We start from the raw sequence: 19,592 nt of genomic DNA on the forward strand, positions 1-19,592 counted from the left end.
GCGTGGCTCTGGTTCTTGATCCGTCCGGCGTGCACCGTGACCGCTCTGGTGTCGTGCGTCTCGGCCCTGACTGCCGGAGTGCCGTTCTGGGTCGCGGCAGGAATGGCGACGCTCGTGGTGACGGTACGGCCGAACCGCCGCTGGTGGATGTCGGTCGTGGTCGCTGCCCTCGGAGGTCTGGTGTTCTGGCCGATCGGCGTGGCCGTCGTTGCCGGTTCGACCGTCGGAGTCCTGGCTCTCAAGCTGGGGGGAGGCTCGCTGCGACGCGGTGTGCTGCTGGTTCGGCGTGGCCGGCGAGCACTGGTGGGGGGCACGCGTCCGCATGCGGCGAAGGCCAAGCTGCGCAAGCTCCTGCGAGTCGAAGACGATGAGTTCGAACTCGCCGGCCCTGCGGCGACCTACTGGGTAGCGAGCTGGGCTCAGGCGGATCCTGCCGTCCTCTGGCGTGCCACGGCCGAGCTCGTGCGGGGCTTCCTGCTGTGGGACTGGCCGGTCGCGACCGGACCACAGGTGGAGATGAGGTTGCTGCGATTGGCGATGAACGAATCGGCCGCTCTGGTCATCAGCAGGCTCGTCGCGGTCGCAGCCGCCGTATCGCTGGTGGTGCTGACCGGTTCGCTGCAGCCGGGAGCGTTGTTCGGCTGGAGCCTGCCGGCTTGGTCGGCAGCGGTGCCGGCGGCTTTGACGACGTGGTCGCTGACTCGGCGCACAGCGACCAAGACGCCGCCGATCACCGGGTCCGTTCTGCTCACGGTCGCTTCCTTCATCCTGTACGGCTGGCTGACCCTTTGGCTGTTCGGATGCGCGTTGGCGGTGGTTCCGCCGGCACGGTTCGCCTACACGAAAATGTCCGAAAGGTTGTTGTCGGCTCGTAGGTACCGGCCGAGCCTGGGCGCTCTCGAGGGCTGGCCACGGGCCCGGGAAACGTGGACTGCGGCTCGGATGGCGTTCGAGGACAAGCGCTACCGGATCGCCGAACGGCTATGGGCACAGCTGGCCGGCGACGACGGCATCTCTCCGCGGATCCGGTCACAGGCAGCCGCAGCGTGTGCGCACGTCGCGTTGACCTCCGGTCGCATCCAGGCTGCGGTACGGGCAGCCGAGCAGGCGCGGGACCTGGCCACCGGAGTCCATCCTGTGCCGCCGCCGATCCTGGGAACGAGGGGCCGGGTCCTCCTGGCCGCCGGCGACACAGATTGCGCAACGAAGATCCTCGCGGAAGCGGTGAAGACGCGGTCACAACGCCGGAACCCCCTCGTGCTCGCCGCGCACGCGCAAGCGTTGGCCATGAGCGGAGCAGATACCGAATCCACCCTGGTGGCACTCGGGAAATCCACCAGAGGGCTGTTGCGGGCGGGCAATCTCGAGCAGCTGATCGAGACGGAGCTGGCTGTCGTCTCGGTGCTCGCCGAGAGAGAACCGTCGCAGGCGATGGAGGAACGCCTGCTGGAACTGCTCTCCCTGGCGGACATCAGTGCCGACCTCCAGATCGCGCACGAGCAGATCAAGCGCCTGGAGCCGACCATCGGACGGGTGCACCTGCTGCTTGGACGTCTCCAGCTCGACCGCGCGAAACCGGGTACGGCCGCGCACAACCTGAGAGCCGCCATCAACGCACTCAACGACCCCTCGGACGGATTCGAACAGTCCATCGCCCGTATCGTCCTGGGCTGCAGCCTGAACCGGACCAACGCGGGGAAAGGTCTTCCCGAGCTGACCGCCGGTACCCGGCAACTCGAGTCGTTGCGGGGGCAGCTTGCGCTGGGCCGCTATCGGCGCGATCTGACCATCCGGCACGACAGCGTCTACCGGGCCGCACTCGACGCCTTGGCCCGGATCCAGGAGGTCGACGACCGCAGCGGGCTGATCGCCCTAGAGCTGGTGGAATCGCTGAAGCGCAACGCCCTCGCCGACACCCTGCGGCAGGAGAACCGGGACCACAGCGACAGCGTCAAGGATCTGCGCCGCCGGATCGAGGCCCTCGAAGCGAGCGACCACGACCAACGGCAAGCCGACGAACTCGCCCGCCTGCACGAAGAGCTCGCAACCGAGCTCTCAGCGGAGTTCGCGGCGGCGTATCTCCCCGAGGCCGTCGACGTTTCCCGGCTCCGAAGTGCGGTGGGTGACAGTCATGCGCTGATCTACCTGGTCGACCTGGCCGAGGGAGTCCTGTCGGGACACGTGGTGTGGCTCTCGCCCGCCGGCCGGGCCACGACCAGCCGGATCCGGATCGACGACGCGAACCTGCTCGAGGTCGTCGACGTGGGACGCCCCGAACGCAGGTACGAGGTCTTGCTGACCTCCCAGTCCGACCCGGAAGAGGTTCGGCGATGGAGTGGTCTCGCGGCAGCGTTGCTTCCGCAGGCGCTGCGTGCGGAGCTGGTGAAGACCGTCGAAGCGCGCAACCTGATCGTGGTACCCGGCTCCGTTCTCGCCGCGCTGCCCTGGCCGGCTTTGCGCCTGGAGGACGGCAGGCTGCTGTTGGAGAGCGCGTCGATCCAGATCGTGCCGGCCCTCGCCGTCCTGACCCGAACGGCTCCGGTGCCGGCGCCCGGGCCGATCGTCACCTACCTGGATGCCGAGGTCTCGTCCGGCCGGGAGGAAGCGGCTCTCGAACTGCTGCACCACGAGCGGGTCACCTCGCGCGACGAGTTGCTGGACGCGCTGCACCGCAGCAAGCCGTCCGGGGCGTACATCGCGCTGCACGGCGACGGCGTGGGGCTGAAACAGCACCTGCTGTTCCACGACGGCGGCCGGATATCCGCTGCCACCGCACTCACCTTGGACTGGCCGTCGTGGGTCGTTTTCGCGGCCTGTTTCGTCGGACACGTTCCAGGCGACCGAGGCGAGGAGCCCCTGGGCTTGCCGATCAGTTGCGTGCTCGGTGGTGCCTCTGCGGTGATCGGCGGAATCGTCGGCGTGGGCGATGTCGCCGCGGGACGGCTGGCCCCGGAGACCGTCCGCCGGATCGTCGAAGGGAAGCACCCGGCTGCGGCTCTCAGGGAAGCGCAGCTCGGTTACGTCCGCTCGAAGCGGAGGACACCACCTCCCGCCTACTGGGCCGGATTCGTGTGCATCAGCCGCACGGTGGCGTCCGCGTGACAACGGAAGAGGAGCGACAATGCCATCGCATGAACGACGCTACGCGCCGGATGACCGAGCCGAAGACGCCATCGCCGAGGCGCTCGACCTCCTCGAAGAGCTGGACGAGTGGCTGCTTCCCCAGGCTCGGTGGATCGACGTCGGAGATCTGATCGTCACGCTTTCGACGGCCGTCGAAGGTGGAGACATCGCCGGTATCAGAAACGCGACAGGCGGACTGAGACAGATCAGCCCGGTGCGCGTCAAGAGACTGGGAGAGGAGCCGACCGAGCCGCCGCCACCTCCGGTCCGCGACCGGCTCAACATCCTCGTCCACCGGCTGCAGTCGGAGCCCGGGGCGGCGCCTGTCGGAGAAGGCCGGAACCGGGATGACTGATCCCTTGACCGGGCATGAGGTCGTCGCCCACGTCTACGCGCCCCTCGATGGCCCGGACGCCGACCGCGCCTACGACCTCGTCCGGCGGATCTGGCTGCGGTGCCGTCGAACGCTGGGGACGACCCAGGGCGTCGCCGGCACGCGACTCCCCGCCGACCTGCCATCGGACGTTCCGGCCGCGAAGCTCTTCGGCTCGCTGCTCATTGCCGCGCAGGAAGACGGTGACCGGCGCGCCCAGGCGATCGTCCGCCGGGAGCACGATGTTCTCGGCCTTTCGATCTTGCGGAAAGGGCCACCGGATTCCTGGCTGGATCTGGGGCGTGACCTGCGGGTGGTACTGGGTGACGACCTGGATCCGCTGATCGGTCAGGCCGTGCTGTACCTGGCCAAGGTGCCCGACGTGGCATCCGGTCCTGAGCCGGCGCTCCTGGCACGAGAGCATCTCCCACCGCTTCTCGAAGCCGATGACTGGTGGCATCGCGGAAGGCAGTTCACGCCTGAACTGACTCTGTGGGAGGTATCTCCGGAGCCTGATGATCGCGCACTACGCGATTTTGTCGTGCTGGCCGACCCCCGGCACGATCGCGAGCTGGGTGACTGGGTATGGGCTTTCGACGGACGGCCGGCCATGCCGCGGCTGGCCAGGTACCTGATGCACATGGCGAAGCTGCGCTACGAGCTGCGGGTGTGGTCGAAGCTCCCGCAGGCCGGAGACCTCGCTCAGCAGGTGGGTTCCGGAGCGATCCCGCTGGGCGAGACGATCGTGGCGATCGGTGCGATGCGGCACACGGTGGAGATCGCGGAGGACAACGCCGTGAGTGCCCTCGCGAAGGCCGGCGGGTACCGCGAGCCAGGAGTGGATCCGATCAGCGACGACCGCGCTTTGTCGGCATGGTTCACGCGACAGCTCGAGGACAACCTGGACTATCTGGAAACGTTTCGAGAGGGCGCTCGACGGCGAGGACTGGCGAAAACGAGCAGAGGTGTCGTCGAAAGGAGAGCGACCGAGCATCGCGCCGACGAACCGGGCGCTTTGCGGGTTCTCGTCATCGCCGACGAGTGGTTCCCGGCCCGCGGGGGTATCAGTGCCTTCAACAGGTCGTTGTGCATCGCCTTGGCCGCGAACGAGATGACCGTCTTCTGTGTCGCCCTGAACCCGAGCGCGGAAGAGCTCGCCGACGCCGCGGGGCACGGGGTGCACCTGATCGAGGCCGCGCAGGAACCCGGTATGGCACCTGAGTCCGCACTGCTGCGCAGGCCCAGGCTGCCTGACGCGACTGCACCGGATGTCATCATCGGACACGGGCGGATCACCGGACCCGCCGCCAAGACTTTGGCGGTCGACTTGTATCCGGAAGCTGTCTGGCTCCACGTCGTGCACATGGAACCCGATCGCCTCGAGTGGCACCGGCCTGATCGTGGCGGTGACGCAGGTGAACGAGCGGATGTCCGGAGTCGAATCGAGCTCGAACTCGGTCGCGAGGCGACCCGGGCCATCGCGGTCGGCCCCAGACTCGCCCAGTGGCTCGAGCGCGACTTCTCCGCCCTCGACAGCGCACCGCCGCCGGCACTCCGGGTGGATCCGGGTTTCGACAGCGCCGGGGTGGAGCGGAAACCGCCTCCGGGAGTCCCGCAGATCCTCATGATGGGGAGGATGGAGGACATCCCGATAAAGGGAGTCGATCTGGGCGCTAAAGCGATCGGACGTGCGGCACGGCTCGGGCGACCGGGTGCCAGGTGGGAACTACTGGTACGAGGAGCTGCCGAAGGTGTGTCGGCTGCGCTGCAGAAGAAGGTTGCACGGTGGATCGACCACGCTGCGGTGTCGGTGGTCGTCCGCCCGTACACGTCGCACCTGCCGAGGGTGGGCGAAGATCTCCGCCGGGCCAGCTTGCTCCTGCTGCCCTCGAGAGCCGAAGGCTTCGGCCTGGTCGGTCTGGAGGCCATTGTCGCCGGAACGCCCGTTCTGGTCAGTGACCAGAGCGGCCTGGGCGTTCTCTTGCGAGAGGTGCTTCCCCGTGAGCAGGGGGACCGGGTCGTGGTGCCGGTGGATGACCGCGAATCGGACGTGGAGCTCTGGGGTGCCCGGATAAGTGCGGCGCTGCTCGACCGCGAGGGAGCATTCGCCACGGCGGCGGCCGTGCGCGACACGATGGCCCGAGAACGGACGTGGTCCGCGGTCGCCGCGGGAATACGGAAACTATATGACGAGATTGTCGGGTAGTGAAGCAATCTTTGTCGCTCGCGAAAGGATCGAGGATGGTTCGACAGTATCCGGGAACGGCAAGCCTGACGGTGAAAGCCCCGCTGGAAGCCGTGTGGGACGCGGCGGTATCGCTCGAGTGGCTGGTGGGTTGGGACCAGATTGCCTTCCTCGCCCCGCCGGAGGAGGGCAGTGCGTTCACGTTGACCGACGAGCACCGTCCGATCCGGGCCCGGTTCACGCAGTTCGAAAAGCCGAACTGCCTGGCGTGGCGAGCAGCGGACGGCGGTAGCGGCGCACTGCACTTGTCGGCCGACGGCGACTCGACATCGATGAGGTGGGAGTACGTCGGCGTTCCCCATGCGTTCGTCGACCGCATCGCAACCGGTGCGATGGCACTTTTCGTGCCGGGGAAGGTCAAGAAACTCTGCAATGAAGACGCGGCGAAGGAGCTTCGCAATCTCGCGAGGAGGGTGGTCCGCCGGAGTGGCGAGAAGGCATAAGCCAATGCGAACTCCCGCTGCCCGGAACGGTCGACATCGCGTCGACCGGGGTCAGTGCCGGCCCCGGCACCCACCTCCTCCGGACGGCGAAGCCGAGGAGGGGTGGGGGCGCGAGGAGCCGATCGACGACGGGCGCCACCGGCAAGGGCCGATCCGCTCAGTCCTCAGGCAGTTCCTTGTTGGAGTAGTAAGGCTGCTTGAACGGCAACTCGGTCATCTACTGCTTCAACGCGCGGTACACCTTCTCGTAAGCATCCGGGGTGACCCACCAGCTGACGTCCACGTCGTACCCGAGCAGTTCCTCGGTCAGCTTCGTCCGCCGCCCATGGGGTAGAGGTAGTAGCATCCGTGCGCCCTTGGGCGCGGTGCTGCGCTGCACCAGCGCGGCCAGCCACTGCCGGCGCGGCGTCGCGGAGGCGTCCCAGTCCTTGTTGTTCTGGATCACCCACTTGCGGATGATCGCCGCCTTCCGGCGCTCGAGTTCGGCGGCGGCCTGGGCGGCGCGCGCGACCGCGACTTCATCGGCCTGCTCGGCCGCTTGCTCGTCATCGGACGATTCGTCGTCGTCGGATGTGCCGGTGCTGGTGGGCACGGGGGTGAAGTCCGCGCGGCCGGCCGGGGCGTAGCTGAGGGCGTGACCGTGGGCGAGGAAGTCGGCGCAGCCGTAGACGGCCACCGGGATCTGGTTGCCCTGCTCGTCGTGGTGGTCGGTCTCGATCCAGGCGCCGTGTCCCGGGCAGGACGCGTGGTCCTCGGCGCTCAGCTCGGTGCGGGGTTCGTCCTCGGGGTTGGGGCGCAGCCGGTCCAGCGAGCGCGCGTCTCCGTCGTGCGCGGGCAGGCTCTGGTCGGAGATCGTGACGCCCGCGGTGGTCAGTTCCTCGGTGAGGTCCTCGGTCAGGGCGGCGAGCCGCTGCTGGTGCGCGCGTTCGCTGGCCTTGAGCGCCAGTTCGCTTCTGCGGGGCCGATCCTCAAGATCGGCTTCGACTACGTCCACTCCCTGGTTGATGACCACTCTCGTCTGGCCTACTCCGAGATCCATCCAGACGAGCAGGCGCCGACCTGCGCCGCCTTCCTTACCCGCGCGATCGCCTACTTCGCCGGCCACGGCATCACCCGGATCGAACGGCTGATGACCGACAACGCCTGGGCCTACCGCTGGTCACTGCGTGGGGTCTGCGCCGAGCATGACATCCGGCAGAAGTTCATCAAACCCCGTTGCCCCTGGCAAAACGGAAAGGTCGAACGTCTCAACCGCACGCTGCAAACCGAATGGGCCTACCGCCAAGCCTTCACCAGCAACACCGAACGCACAGCAGCCCTTGCACCCTGACTCGAGCACTACAACACTCATCGGCGCCACAGCGCACTCGGAGGCCACCCACCCACCAGCCGACTGCAACCATCCTGATGGCCAGGTACACCTGGAGCGTGGCGACCATGGGTGGGCCAGCTGCCGTCAAGTCTGTCCCGGCGCCGAAGGTAGCTGCGGGCGACGTGACTCTGCGCTAACATGAGCGCATGATCTCCCTGAACACGGGAGATATCCCACGCATGGGGGTTCAAGTCCCCCCTCGGACACATATTCGTGGCAAGGCTGCCACAACTGACGTATCAGTGCTCGAACGCACTTCAACACGCTAAGTCAGCGTCTTCCTGGCTGTTCCGCATTCGGTTGGGGCGGTCGTCATGACCGGCGCCGTGATCAAGCCGCTGGTCCTTCCGGCTCCTCCTGGCGGCGGGCATCCCACGGGCGCCCCGGCTGGTCCCTCAATCGGTCGGCGAACGCTGCCGCTACCTGTTGTGCCGGCGCCGCGCACGAGCACCACCGTGTACGGGCTGGCAGCCGTGGACTGCCGGGGCCGCGTTGCCGACCACGCGATCATTGCCGCCCTCGGCTGGCAGCCCGGTAGCCGCCTCGATATCCGCGAGTCCCACGGGCTGCTCGTCATCCGCCCCGACACATACGGCGTCTTCAGCGTGACCAAGCAGGGGCACCTTCGGCTGCCTGCCGCCGTCCGGCACTGCTGCGGCCTGATTCCCGGCGACCGCGTCCTGCTGGCCGCAGATCCCCGGCGTGACGTGCTGATCGTGCACCCACCCGCCGTGCTCGACGACCTGCTCGCCGCACGCCACGCCGAGCTGCTCGGCGGTGATCTCGGATGACCGCGCAGACACCGCCGTCGGCGGCGACTGCTGCTGAGCTGGACGCGGCTCGGCTGCTGCTGGCCCGGATGGGCGTCTCAGCCGAAGACCTCTTCGCTGCACCCGTCGACCGGCCGCCGGTGCCGACGTTCGCGGAGTACATCCCGACCGTCTCGGCCGCCGTCACCGACGGCACCCGCCGCGTGTACGGCTCCTACTGGAACCGCATCGCCGAACACTGGGGCGACCGCCACCTCGACGAGCCGACGCCGTCGGAGATCAAGCAGCTGGTGGAGTACGTGAAAGTCAACGTCGTGGCTCGGCGCAACGCACGCGGCGGCCGCAGCGCCGGCGAGCACCTCATCGCCGCGCTGCGCTGCCTCTACCGGCACGCCGAAGACGACAAACTGATCGCCGCTGCCGACAACCCCGCCCGCAAGGTCGCGAAACCCCGCCGCCTGCCCTCGACCCGGCGCGCGGTGGCCGATACCCGGCTGGCCGAGATCAACGAAACCGTCGCAACTTCCGGCAACGATCCGGCGCTGGACAGCCTGCTGCTGCGGCTGCACACCGAGACCGCCTGCCGCCGAGGTGGCGCACTCGCGCTCCGGCCGCAAGACCTCGACCCGGACCAGTGCCTGATCTTCCTGCGCGAGAAGGGGGAGACGGTTCGCTGGCAACCGGTCTCGCCGACGCTGATGGCGCACCTGGTCCGTCACGCCGCCGAGCGCGGCGCCCCACGCGACGGTCAGCTGCTGCGCTACGCCGACGGTCGGCCGATCACCACCCGCCGCTACGACCACCTCTGGGCCCGGCTCGGCAAGCACCTGCCATGGGTCGCCACCCAGCAGATCTCCACCCACTGGCTTCGCCACACCACCTTGACCTGGGTGGAACGCAACTTCGGCTACGCCGTCGCCCGCGCCTACGCAGGACACGCCGACTCAGCCGGCGACGCCGGAACCACAACCACGTACGTGCGGGCCAGCCTTCAGGAAGTCGCCGCCGCGCTGGCCGCGCTCACCGGAGAACCTCACCCGCTTGCATGACGTTGGCCGAGAAGGACGTGGTGCGATCGAAACTTTAGACGACCTCAGCGTTACCGAAGCGCCGCTCGGGAAGGAGCCCAGGCCAGTGCCCGCTTCGCACGGCGAAGGTCGTGCTGCCAACGACGAGCGCGGACCAAGTCGAGTCAGATACCGATCGAATCTGAACCCGCTGGTTAAGAGATCGCTTTTTGGGGTGTCGGGTGGTGCCGAGTGATGTCGGACAAGACCTTTTCGGCTGGTCAACGGACATCACTTGTATCGAACTATACCGCTTACTGTCGACGTGTGCGAGACCTCTCGGGCACTTCTCGGGCACGTCCGTGTCGGATTCTGCCGGGCTGTTCGTGCAGGTCGTTCGTGGTTCGTGGTGTGGACCGCGGGGCAGGGTGGTTGCTGTGTTGAGCCCGAGCGGGGAACGTGATCCGGTGCTGTCGGCGGTGACGTTGATCGTGGCGGTCATCGTGGCTCTGACGTTCTTGTTCGGTTTCGGGAACGTGCTGACCTTGGCCCTCCGGCTGGGGGTACCGGCCTGGGTCGCGCCGTTGGTGGCGCCTGCGGTCGATCTGTCGGTGGTCGGTCTGTTGGTCGCCATTCGGTCCCTGTCGTTGCGGGGCGCTCCTGTTGAGGTGATTCGGCCGGCTCGGCGGCTGTTGTTGGCGTCGAGTGTGGTGACGTTGGCGTTGAATGTCGCTGAGCCGTTGATCGCTGGTGAGGTGGGAAAGGCGTTGTTCGATGCGGTGGGTCCGTTGTTGCTGATCGGCTGGTCGGAGGTCGGACCGGTCCTGTTGCAGGCGTTGGCCGCCGTATCAGCCACCGAGCGCCCGGCTGGCGTTGCCTGTGCGCAGACCACCGACTCCGACGGCGTCTCGGCGGGCCACCCGGAAGGGGTGAACGTGGACGCTGAGTTGCTGGAACGGGCTCGGCATGAGGATCGGCGGCATCGCGAGCTGCATCAGCGTCCGGTCTCTGCCGAGAACCTCCGGAAGGCGCTGGGTGTAGGCGCAGACCGGTCGCGCGCCCTAGTGAAGCTGGTACGTGCAGAGCGCAGTATCTCCGCATAGCGGTGGCAGTTCCGTCAGCCAACCGCCAAGGCGCTATTTGTGGTCGCTGGACGCAGCTCGGGTCGATGTCAGTGGTCTCGCGGTCGAGCGCAATCAGTGGCCCGTCGGTCGGTGACTCTGGCGGATTCGTTTGTGTGCTGCTGGCAGAACTCGGCACTGACGGTTTGGCGTTACCCGCGGGGCTGGTCGCCGCGCCGGCGGCGACGCTTCTGCATGGCGCCGGGCCGTTCACAGCGACCGCAAGCTCGGCCGGGTGCACCAGGTTGTCGGCGTGTACCGACGGGGCGACCTGTCGGACGTCCGCGACTGGCCACCTGCCGAAGCGGGACAGTTGCCGAACGCCGGAGACGAGGCACCCGAATCATGAGCCGGGTTCGGACCTCAGCTTCATCTCGGATCCGTCTACGGTCTCGGCAGGCAATCGATTATTGGTTCGAATGAGTTCGACAATCGCCTCACCGCGGCGGGCGTCGTCGGAGATCATGTTCAACAGTCGTTCAGCGGCGAGGATGCGGGATAGGTCAACAGGTTGGTCAAAGTACGACCGCAACTGCCGCGAAGACGACTCATGCATCCGCAGGAAGGTGCGAGTGAGATAGGCCGTTAGCACTGCACCTACCGCGCCGATTCCACCAGCCGCCAAGGCGCCCGTAAGCGAACTAGTCACGGATGCGAAGATTACCGAAAATAGTAGGACCACAAACCCCGCTACTGTTGCGTTCTGACCGTTGCGGTAACTCTTGGCGGCTTGACCTGTCGCCATAGTGTGATACGCGCTCAGTCGTTCTTGGTTCTGATGCCAAAGGTCGGTAAGGGTGAGATCGTGGGCGTTTGAATCCCTTTCGCCGCCCACTGAAGCGTCAACGTGACTTAGTGCGAGTTCGAGATCGTATCGATCTGAAAACTCGCTGAAGGCTTGACGAAACTTCCATCTGGCAATAAAGAACGACAATATCGAACAGAACGCTAGAATGTTTTCGAATGTCCAGGAGGTGATCGAATTAGTTGCGGCCGGATCAAAGATTCGAAGCAGCAGAAGTAAGCCTTGCTTGCCTGCAATTATTGTCAGTAAGGCGATTGCTGTCACCGAAACAGTCAGTCGCCTAAAGGACTTCCGTTCCGGCGACTTTCGCCACATCTGTCGCTTGTCGGCGGTTCCATGACGTGCAAATGAAGAGAATTGGCCAAATAGGCCGCCGCTCTCGCGCTCTTCGCCGTCGTCATCGTCGCCATCGGACACTTCACTTCTGTCGGACGCTCCTCCTGGCTTGTTACATCCGGGGCGACGTCAACTATTTACGGGATACCTCCAGTTTTCGAAAGAGGTGCGCGTCGCTATGGGAGTACCCGGCAGGCCGCCGAAGGTCGGCACGGCATTGCGGGTTCTGGCAGTGTCCGCCCGGCTCCGACCACAGCAAGTTCTTCGCATGGGCCCGGAGCTCGGCAATCTCGCCTCGTTGGACAGCTGGTGAACGGTGCGCGCCGAATGGTTTACGCTGGCGTACGGACGCTGACAGAGCGTGTGGCCGCGGACCCGGGAGAACCAAGCTGTGGCGGACCAGGCGTTGAGTCAGCTCTTCGCCGCGATGCGCGAACTGCAGCTCCAGGCCGGTGAGCCAAGCACCCGGGAAATCGCCGGAGCCTGCGGGGCTCGGGAAGTCATCGCCGCTGGTGGGAGCCCATGTGCGCAGCTCCTCTTCGGCGGCTGAGATGCTACCCGGATGATCATTTCGTTGCTGTACCGAACAACTCGAGCGTTGCTGTCCGTGCCGGCGATCCTGCTGCGCCGGGATGCCGGCAAGGACGCCGAGTTGCTCGTTCTCCGACATCAGAACGCGTTGCTGCGGCGACAGGGTTAACGGTCCGGTCCGTTATGAGCGCGCAGACCGGTTCTGGCTGGCCGCGCTGTCGTCGCTGGTCCCGCGCCGCCGCTGGCGCAGTGTCTTCATGGTCACCCCAGGGATACTGCTGAGCTGGCACCGCCGACTGATCGCCAGAAAGTGGACTACACCGCTCGACGTCGACGCGCTGGGCGTCCACCTACGGCGGCTGCGCTGAAGAGGCTGGTGCTGCGTTTGGCGCATGAGAACCCGCGGTGGGGCCACCGCAGAGTCCAGGGCGAGTTGGCCCGGCTGGGGTATCGGATCGCGCCGTCCACAGTCTGGGAGATCGCCAGTACTCGCGTGCCGGTCCGGTGGGCAGGTCGGGGTAGCGGTCGATTTGTCGGTACCGCTCGGCGTCGACGCCGAGGGGGCCGGATTGCATGAGCAGGGCGCGCAGCAGTTCCAGTACGTTGTCTTCGTCCCAGAGCCGGATCTCGCCGGCGATCTTGGTGAACTCGTCGGCGTAGAGCCAGCGACGGTCGAGGATCTCCTCGATGTCGAAGCCCTGCGTGGCTGGTTCGCCTGGGGACGGGTGCATGACTGACAGACTACGACGGCATCGACCAGGCGATCTGTCTTCGCTCTTCAGACCCGTGCCTCCTCGGTCTACGAGCGGCTCAACCGCTGTGGTGTGTCGCCTTGCTGGACTGCCGGCTGGTGGGATCGGCGTGTGCCGCGGCGGAACAAGCGCCAGCGACCCCTGTGAAGCTCACGTGGTTCATCAAGCACGCGGTCGACATCGCCGCGAAAGTCGCGGATACGAACGTTGAGGGCGTCAAGTTGGCGTTCGCGGACTGCGGTCTTGTTCGCCAGTGGCAGGAGACCTGCGACCGCCTCCCGGAGCGCGTCCGCGGAGATTCGCAGCTCCCGGTACTCCAGGAATGACACGGCGACCAGCGCAGTTGTCAGGCGCGCTATGGGTGCGGTCAGTGTGGTCCTGGCGGCTTCGTCCCGGTCGCGTCGGAACCGGTCGGCGGTGTGGAACGCGGTGGGAGCAGCTTTGATCCAGGTCCGGTCGGCGGCGATGAGGTCGGCGGCTGCGATGGCGATCGTGGGCCAGGTGGTGCGCCAGGTGCTCCATTGGAGCCGGTAGGCCTCCAACGCGGTCTGCAGTTCGCCGGCCGCGGCGAGGGCCTCGCCTGCGGTGGTGGCGATCCGTCGTTGTAGCTCGGCGCGGGCGTTTCTTCTCTGGATGTGGAGCGATCCGAGGTAGCCGAGGAAAACACCGGTCAAGCCGGTAATGGCTGGCAGGAGAGACGAGAACATCGCGACATCATGCCTGCCTGGAAGTTGATCGCTAATGCGGTCCCGGCGGGCAAGGTGAATCGGTGGTTACCGCGCGGTAAGCCCTGGTCGGGTGGGTTTCTTCACTCGGTTGGCGGTAGGAAGTTTCATTTCGTGATCTCCTGGATCGGCGGAGGTGATTGCTGGCTGACGAGGCGGTGATCGGCTACTAGGCTGCGCGGTTATGCCTGCTGAGAAGTCGCAAGAGACAGGCCGCGAGGGTGTGTTTCGGGCCAAGCAGTACCTGGAGAGCACGACACATCTTCGACTGCCCTGGACTGCCTACGACCACGAGTCGATGTGCAAGCGTCAGCGGCTCGACGGCAGCAAGAAAGTTTATGACCTATCAGGTCATTTTCTTGGTCAGCGGCGACATCCACTGTTCGTGGAGGCGAAGAAGTACTCGGTGGTCGGCGGCCAGGGCGGCATGTACACCGAGTATCTCGCCGACATCTACAGCGTCACCGCTCGCGCTTGCCAGAACGATATGGACGACGAAGCCGAGTTCATGTGGGTCACCTGGCATCCGTTCAGTCAGAACAACTGGGCGAAGCTGACTCACCATGACTACGTACGTGATGCGGTCAAAGAACACGCGCAACGGCTGAAGCTGCCCGAAAGTGCCGGTGATGTCCAGATCGACGACGAGCTGTGTCGGCTGGTGTCGAACCGTCTGTGGCTATTGGTGTTGTCCGATCGCCAACACGAGCTGGTGCTGAGTCCTGAGGAACTGAAGCTGGCGATGATGCACTTGAAGAGGGAGGGCGCGTAGCCATGCCGGGCAACTCGTTGCAGGACGCCGTCGCCGCGGCGTTGAACTCGTCCAATCAGACTGATGTGATCGAGGGGATCAAGGGTGCGGTGATCAGCGAGATCGAGCTCCTGGACCCGTGCGCGGAGATCACCAACACCGACTACTTCAACCACAGCTATGCCCCGGATCTGGTGTTGTCGTGGGCGGGTGACCGGCAAGTGCGTGAGGTGTACCTGCGCTACAACTTGCGGTCGGCGCAAGCGGCACGCGATGTTGATCTTCTGGGTGGTTCGGCTCCGGTGTTCTTCTCGCTGGATTCCCGTCACGACGATGTCTCGGTCGCTGCGGATTTCCGTGGCGAGTTCGAGGCCGAGTCGGGTGCTCTGGTAACGAACGCGCCCGCGATCGACGGGTTCACCGTCGAGCAGGACACTCCTGATACCGGCTCGGTGTCGGAGCCGTTGTTGAGCTTGTTCCGCCGCAATGTCGTGCGCGGTGGCCGGGGGCTGCTGATCAGCGGGACAGCGCAACGGCTGCAAGCCACACCCCCGGCCGGCGATGTCGAAGCGGATCTGGCATATCTCGCCGGCTTCGAGGAGACGATTACCGAGATCTTCCGGCCGGAAGCAGCGACCCGATTGCAACGGGCGGCGGACATCGTGCGTGCTGCCCGCACTGGCGACACACGGTTGTTCGAGCAGCGCGCCGACCTCGATGACAATCGACGGTTGATTGGCGGGAAGCTGGAGCTCGATGAGCTTCGGATCTTGCTGCCGTATCTGCTGGATCGGGCCAACGCGCTCGAGAGTGACGCGTTCTGGCGGTACATCGGCGGGATGATCTCGCTCAAGCAGCTGGAACAGCTCGCGGAGACGATCACACTAGAAGACCTCAACCGCCTAGTCGTGGCGAACCTGGGTGAGTGGCGAGCAGCGCGGGCGTTGGTGTCGTTCTCTCCGGAGGCTGTCGAGCAGGAACGGCCGGCTCCGTCATGGACGGTGCAGGCGAAGATGCTGGCCGCCACCGCAGGCGCGTGGCGGGTCAGTTTCACCGCGGACAAGCGCAAGGGCGGCAGCCGGGACGACCAGATGCTGGTGCGGTGGGAAGACGTGTGGCCCAATTTGTCGACATCGTCGCTGTCGTCGGTTGATTTGCAAGGTATGACCCGCCGGGTGCGGGTATCGGCGGAGGATGGTTCGAACGTGTTCGCCGATGTGGACACGATCAGCTCGACGATCAACGACGACTTCCGGGTTCGCTCGCTGACGCTGCACCCGACCGACGAGGAGTCCTCGGACCTGGAGCTGAACTTTAAGACGATGACTGTCGAAGGCAGGAACGCCATCTTGGGCGATCTGGCGTTCGCTGCCTTCGACGTGCTGGGTTGGCGATACCCGTTGTCGGAGGATGAGCGGGCGCAGATCTTGGGTGCACCGGTGCCGGCTGGTCCCGGGATCGATGTGCCAGAGCCGCCGGAGGCAGTGCAACCGCCGATCCCGCAGTTGCCGCGTTTTGACGGCTCCGAGAGTGGCGGCGAGTAGGCGGAGTCGGCTCGTGTGTTGTTTCGGCCGACGGGGTGCTGCCGGGCGGGTCCGGGGACCGGCCGCCAGGCCGCATGCCCCGGTGCCCGTCCCGGCAGCGCGGCCTCGCAGGGGCCGCGCCTTGAACAAGAAAAGAACTTTTAACACAGGCGTCGACTAGACACGTCCACGAGGAGAAGCTGGGCGCGACGGGGCTGCGACTCAGCCGCTGAACCGTCGGAACGTGGCGACGCTGTCGACCGAGTCGCTAGTTGCCTTTCGACGTGATGGCGATCAGATTGCGGATGCCGGCCTGGTTGACGACGTCGAGCGCCGCTTGTCGGATTTGGTCGATGTAGCTGTCGTCGGCGACGTCGGTTCGGATGCTGGTTTCGACGGGGATGAAGTGTCGGACAGGGAGGATGCCGCCGAGGTCATGTCCAAACTGGTCGACGGTCGTGATGGTCAATGGCTCGTGGTTGTCATGTTCAATGCCGATGCGTAGCTCGTACTCGGACACGTTGAGTGTCTCGGCGGCTTTCTTGGTCAGGGCGAGCAGGTCGGTGACGAACCATTCGATCCGGCGGGAGGCGATCGTGGTCGGCGGTGCATAGTGCCCGGTATCGGTCGGGATTCCGCCGATGACGGAGGCGAGGGAGACTGCGCCGTCGAAGTGCACGCTGGCCCATGCCTCCTTCCACTTTGACCTGTCGCTGGTGCTGGTTGGTGGCGTGACCCATCGCCGTAGTCCGGGCCGGGGGAAATCGGCAACTGCACCGAGCGGATGGTTATACAGACCGTCCGGGAGGATGAGGCGAGTCAGGGTTGACGCGTCTTCGATGATCTGTCGTGCGTCGTCTTGTGTCATGTGAGCGGTGAGCGTCGGGGTGACACGCGGGCGGGCGGCGCCGATGATCCACACACGCTCGTCGGTGACGTGCTGCTGGCGTGCGTGTTGGTAGTCCTGGAAGAGTCGTTGGTCGGCGTTGCGACGGTCGTCGAGGCGCGCCCGGTAGAGCCGTTCGAGTTGCGGTTCGCGCATCCAGACGGTGTCGGCGTTGTTGCGGATCGGCGCTCCAAAATACTCGCCCCGGTAGATCAGGTGCGGCACGTCGACGCTCGGCGGCACGACAACCGCGACCGCGCGCTCCGGGGCCTCGCCCAGCCGGTAGAACCCCAGGCCGAACACCGGTGGGTGAATGCTTCGGACCGCGACGGAGTGGTAGGTGCGTTCGTAGGTCTCTGGTATCTCGCCAATGTCGGCTCGTCCTGTGGCCTTCTTCTGCTCTTCCTTGACACCGTAGACGATCAGTCCGCCGCCGCGGTTGGCCATGGCCGCGATGTCCTTCGGCACATCGCTGTTGGCCAGTTCCTTCGGGTCGGGGAATGGCGGCTTCTTCCAGTCGAGGTCGTCGGTCTCCGCGACACCGGCGGAGACCGCGGCGTTCACCATATCGTCAGTCAACGGTCCCGGCGGCAGGCCGAGCTCCCGGTGCAGGGGCGTGAAGAGCATCACGGCACTGTACGCCGGGGCCTGATTTGTACGGATCGACTAACGCTCCTTGGTCGCCCGTACAGTGACGGCTACGCACCGCTGCTGGCTAACTGTGCCGAAGTCAGGGGGCATAGTGCCGACCTGACCATCTGTTGATCTTTGGCAACACCGGTTCCGCGTCCGTGTTCGCTCCCTGCACAAGAGGCCAGGAGCGACACGGCGAACCAGAAATCTGGAGACGGCTCTGAGGGTGGGGCTTACGCTGCCGTGATGACTCCGTCTGGACGGGACTTCGCGTGGCCTCCTGAGCATCAGGTCCACGCCGCGTACACGCTCGCGCACGCCGACACGCTCATCGCGCGTGTCGGCGAAATGTTGCATGACTATTTCGAGCGGGGTCCGTTCACGCTGGAGAACGTCGCCGAGGGCCAAGTCGCCATGGTGCGGGTGAAGGCTGTCGCACCGTTGCCCGCTGCGGCGGCACGGTACGCGGCGGACGCGATGACTCAGTTGCGGGCGGTCATCGAGCACACGATCTTCGCCGAGGTCGAATACACGCTTGGCCGGAAACTTACCGACGAAGAGGCGAAGGGGATCGAGATGCCGGCCGCGGTCAGCGAGGCGAAGTTTGTCGAGTGGCTGAACAACGGCCGCCGCCGACGCCTTCCGCCTCTGCACGAAGGTGAGCCACTGGTGGACCGCCTTCGCCTGCTACAGCCGTATCAGCGCACGAACGTAGACAATCACCCGATGCGAGTGCTGGCCGAGCACACCAATCTGGCGAAGCACCGCACTCCCGCGGTCGTGGCGGCGCGCCTTGGATCTGTCAGGCTCGATAGGCCAGAGCCGTCGATCACGACGATGGTCGGCGGTCCGATACACGCCGGGAACATTCTTGCGACCGGGCCGGCTGACAAGCGGGTGCCCGTGACAATCTGGCCCGAGGTATCGATTCAACGTCCCCATACCGGCAGCTGGCACATCGTGATGAAAGAGCTGGGCTGGCTGGAGGAATGGGTTCGCGCCACGGCGATCCCGCACTTGATCGCCGGTACACGCGACGTGAGCCCGCTTCCTGTGGGCCTAGATATCACGGTCGGTCATGACGACCTGCGCGCTGCGGTGTCCGCGGCTTCCGGGAAGCCGGCGTTGAAGCGGTCGGAGTGGCGGATTCAGGCTGCGACCGCGCGGCAAGGTCTCACCGAGACTCTCGCGTTGCATCCGCTGCGGGTTGGCCCCGAGCTGATTCGGGCCTGGCTGGATGGGCTCGAAGATGACGCGGTGATGATCGCTGCGGACCGTTTACAGACTGGCGGCGACCTGAGGAAACTCGATCGCGTGGTGCGGGAAATGCTGAACGAGGCCACGGCGGCAAGTAGCCGGTAACAGCGCCGAGCGGCGGAGTCCGAAGCAGCAGTCCCCAGGCATCTGTACGGTCAGGTCAGCGCTGTGACCTGCCTGACAGCGTCACGACGTGGGAACATGTGGTGGTGCGTGAACTGGTGTACTTGTCGGACGGGAAGTTCGCAACCTTCGATCGCGGCCGACGGCGCAGCCTGCTTTCGCGGGTCAAAGTGAAACTGAAAGTCCCCTTTGGGGTTGGGTGACGTCGAGTTCGAGGCCGGGGCTGGCCGTCGCGAGTTCCCCGACATCGACAGGGCGGTGGCCGATCTCGACCGTAGGCCAGGGCAGGAGCCGGTGTGGTTCACCGAGGACGTGATACCAGGCCAGTGGGTCCAGTTCGAAGCACCGATGGCCTACACCACGTTCGGCACTACGGCTGTGTTCCTGGATGTCGATCAGCCCACGGATCTGTATCCCAGTGGCGGTGAGCGCCGGCTCGTGCTGCACGGCGGGGCGCGGCATCTCGTCGGTACTGGGTCTGCGCCGCGGACGTCGGTCGAGCAGTTGAGTGTGGAAGCAGCCGAGCATTCGTCGGTGAGCGCGGAAGCGTTCGAGTCGCTGCTCTGGCACTTCGATCACCTGATCCGGGCTGTATCCGAGCAGGACATCGAAGGTCGCGATTCTGACAGCGTTCACTCGTACAACAGGCAACTGGGTGCCTCGGGTCTGGCGCATGTGCTGCCCACGCTGACTTGTCACGTGCACCTGCCGCACGCTGCCGTGAGGTTCACCCCGGGTAGTGGACACCGAGTTAGCAGGACCCATCGTCCTGCTGAAAGGATGTCCTCATGCCTCCTCGCAAGCGCCGGTCCTACA

17 protein-coding genes and 1 pseudogene are annotated in these 19,592 nt (G+C 65.7%); 14 read left to right on the top strand and 4 right to left on the bottom strand.

Translation table 11 applies throughout. The annotated features are described in order from the left end of the window. The first annotated feature begins 36 nt into the window (after positions 1–36). The 4 genes from AB0M59_RS29505 to AB0M59_RS29520 are packed head-to-tail and all read left to right on the top strand — an operon-like array spanning position 37 to position 6,184. A complete protein-coding gene (locus AB0M59_RS29505; RefSeq protein ID WP_364621349.1) occupies positions 37–3,102 on the top strand; it encodes a CHAT domain-containing protein in 3,066 nt (1,021 codons plus the stop codon). Positions 3,103–3,121: 19 nt separating this feature from the next. After that, positions 3,122–3,478: a CATRA system-associated protein gene (locus AB0M59_RS29510; RefSeq protein ID WP_364621352.1), complete on the top strand. Its 357-nt coding sequence runs from the start codon at positions 3,122–3,124 to the stop codon at positions 3,476–3,478. Continuing rightward, positions 3,471–5,702, top strand: a complete 2,232-nt coding sequence (locus tag AB0M59_RS29515; RefSeq protein ID WP_364621354.1) for a CATRA conflict system CASPASE/TPR repeat-associated protein — start codon at positions 3,471–3,473, stop codon at positions 5,700–5,702. The genes AB0M59_RS29510 and AB0M59_RS29515 overlap by 8 nt, the downstream gene beginning before the upstream one ends. Further along, positions 5,702–6,184, top strand: a complete 483-nt coding sequence (locus AB0M59_RS29520) for a hypothetical protein (protein ID WP_364621357.1) — start codon at positions 5,702–5,704, stop codon at positions 6,182–6,184. The genes AB0M59_RS29515 and AB0M59_RS29520 overlap by 1 nt, the downstream gene beginning before the upstream one ends. A gap of 217 nt (positions 6,185–6,401) precedes the next feature. Here the strand turns inward: AB0M59_RS29520 and AB0M59_RS29525 are convergent, their stop codons facing one another. Further along, the gene (locus tag AB0M59_RS29525; RefSeq protein WP_364621360.1) at positions 6,402–7,178 is read right to left on the bottom strand and encodes a hypothetical protein; all 777 of its coding nucleotides are present in this window, start codon (positions 7,176–7,178) and stop codon (positions 6,402–6,404) included. Between AB0M59_RS29525 and AB0M59_RS29530 the strand changes: the two are divergent. From AB0M59_RS29530 to AB0M59_RS29545, 4 genes and pseudogenes are all read left to right on the top strand, one after another. Next, a pseudogene (locus AB0M59_RS29530) lies at positions 7,161–7,592 on the top strand (integrase core domain-containing protein); the annotation flags it as partial. The gene AB0M59_RS29525 and the pseudogene AB0M59_RS29530 sit on opposite strands and share 18 nt — an antisense overlap. 419 nt (positions 7,593–8,011) lie before the next feature. Further along, on the top strand, positions 8,012–8,347 hold the full coding sequence (locus AB0M59_RS29535) for an AbrB/MazE/SpoVT family DNA-binding domain-containing protein (protein WP_364621363.1): 336 nt from the start codon (positions 8,012–8,014) through the stop codon (positions 8,345–8,347). Beyond that, positions 8,344–9,375 carry a site-specific integrase gene (locus tag AB0M59_RS29540; RefSeq protein WP_364621365.1) on the top strand — a complete coding sequence of 344 codons (1,032 nt, stop codon included), beginning with the start codon at positions 8,344–8,346 and terminating at the stop codon, positions 9,373–9,375. The genes AB0M59_RS29535 and AB0M59_RS29540 overlap by 4 nt, the downstream gene beginning before the upstream one ends. Positions 9,376–9,800: 425 nt before the next feature. Then, the gene (locus AB0M59_RS29545) at positions 9,801–10,436 is read left to right on the top strand and encodes a hypothetical protein (protein ID WP_364621367.1); all 636 of its coding nucleotides are present in this window, start codon (positions 9,801–9,803) and stop codon (positions 10,434–10,436) included. Between the two features lie 361 nt (positions 10,437–10,797). Here AB0M59_RS29545 and AB0M59_RS29550 read toward each other — a convergent pair whose 3' ends face one another. Further along, positions 10,798–11,676: a hypothetical protein gene (locus AB0M59_RS29550; RefSeq protein WP_364621370.1), complete on the bottom strand. Its 879-nt coding sequence runs from the start codon at positions 11,674–11,676 to the stop codon at positions 10,798–10,800. 826 nt (positions 11,677–12,502) lie between these two features. Between AB0M59_RS29550 and AB0M59_RS29555 the strand changes: the two genes are divergently transcribed. Further along, on the top strand, positions 12,503–12,703 hold the full coding sequence (locus AB0M59_RS29555) for a hypothetical protein (protein WP_364621372.1): 201 nt from the start codon (positions 12,503–12,505) through the stop codon (positions 12,701–12,703). Beyond that, entirely contained in the window at positions 12,696–12,863 is a 168-nt protein-coding gene (locus AB0M59_RS29560; RefSeq protein ID WP_364621375.1) for a hypothetical protein, read from the top strand. Before AB0M59_RS29555 ends, AB0M59_RS29560 begins: the two co-directional genes overlap by 8 nt. A 62-nt stretch (positions 12,864–12,925) precedes the next feature. Here AB0M59_RS29560 and AB0M59_RS29565 read toward each other — a convergent pair whose 3' ends face one another. Beyond that, entirely contained in the window at positions 12,926–13,585 is a 660-nt protein-coding gene (locus AB0M59_RS29565) for a hypothetical protein (protein ID WP_364621377.1), read from the bottom strand. A 202-nt stretch (positions 13,586–13,787) separates the two neighbouring features. Here AB0M59_RS29565 and AB0M59_RS29570 point away from each other — a divergent pair, with 202 nt between their 5' ends. Beyond that, complete coding sequence (locus tag AB0M59_RS29570; RefSeq protein ID WP_364621379.1) at positions 13,788–14,375, top strand: hypothetical protein; 588 nt, start codon at positions 13,788–13,790, stop codon at positions 14,373–14,375. 2 nt (positions 14,376–14,377) lie between these two features. Beyond that, the gene (locus tag AB0M59_RS29575; protein WP_364621381.1) at positions 14,378–15,898 is read left to right on the top strand and encodes a hypothetical protein; all 1,521 of its coding nucleotides are present in this window, start codon (positions 14,378–14,380) and stop codon (positions 15,896–15,898) included. 247 nt (positions 15,899–16,145) lie between these two features. Here the strand turns inward: AB0M59_RS29575 and AB0M59_RS29580 are convergent, their stop codons facing one another. Beyond that, positions 16,146–17,390 carry an RNA-binding domain-containing protein gene (locus AB0M59_RS29580; RefSeq protein ID WP_364621383.1) on the bottom strand — a complete coding sequence of 415 codons (1,245 nt, stop codon included), beginning with the start codon at positions 17,388–17,390 and terminating at the stop codon, positions 16,146–16,148. Between the two features lie 252 nt (positions 17,391–17,642). On the opposite strand from AB0M59_RS29580, the gene AB0M59_RS29585 reads away from it, so the two are divergent. Together AB0M59_RS29585 and AB0M59_RS29590 are read left to right on the top strand one after the other, a co-directional pair. Further along, positions 17,643–18,758, top strand: coding sequence for a hypothetical protein (locus AB0M59_RS29585; RefSeq protein WP_364621386.1), 1,116 nt, complete (start codon positions 17,643–17,645; stop codon positions 18,756–18,758). 213 nt (positions 18,759–18,971) lie between these two features. Continuing rightward, on the top strand, positions 18,972–19,592 hold a 621-nt coding region (locus AB0M59_RS29590; RefSeq protein WP_364621387.1), incomplete at its 3' end, for an SAVMC3_10250 family protein.

The sequence above is a fragment of the Amycolatopsis sp. NPDC051371 genome (assembly GCF_040682155.1).
Lineage (GTDB): Bacteria > Actinomycetota > Actinomycetes > Mycobacteriales > Pseudonocardiaceae > Amycolatopsis.

What these genes read in the sequence shown, in the direction of transcription:
- AB0M59_RS29510 (WP_364621352.1), top strand. Translation starts at nt 3,122, where the DNA reads ATGCCATCGCATGAACGACGCTACGCGCCGGATGACCGAGCCGAAGAC.
- AB0M59_RS29515 (WP_364621354.1), top strand. Translation starts at nt 3,471, where the DNA reads ATGACTGATCCCTTGACCGGGCATGAGGTCGTCGCCCACGTCTACGCG.
- AB0M59_RS29540 (WP_364621365.1), top strand. Translation starts at nt 8,344, where the DNA reads ATGACCGCGCAGACACCGCCGTCGGCGGCGACTGCTGCTGAGCTGGAC.
- AB0M59_RS29565 (WP_364621377.1), bottom strand. Translation starts at nt 13,585, where the DNA reads ATGTTCTCGTCTCTCCTGCCAGCCATTACCGGCTTGACCGGTGTTTTC.
- AB0M59_RS29570 (WP_364621379.1), top strand. Translation starts at nt 13,788, where the DNA reads ATGCCTGCTGAGAAGTCGCAAGAGACAGGCCGCGAGGGTGTGTTTCGG.
- AB0M59_RS29575 (WP_364621381.1), top strand. Translation starts at nt 14,378, where the DNA reads ATGCCGGGCAACTCGTTGCAGGACGCCGTCGCCGCGGCGTTGAACTCG.
- AB0M59_RS29580 (WP_364621383.1), bottom strand. Translation starts at nt 17,390, where the DNA reads ATGCTCTTCACGCCCCTGCACCGGGAGCTCGGCCTGCCGCCGGGACCG.
- AB0M59_RS29585 (WP_364621386.1), top strand. Translation starts at nt 17,643, where the DNA reads ATGACTCCGTCTGGACGGGACTTCGCGTGGCCTCCTGAGCATCAGGTC.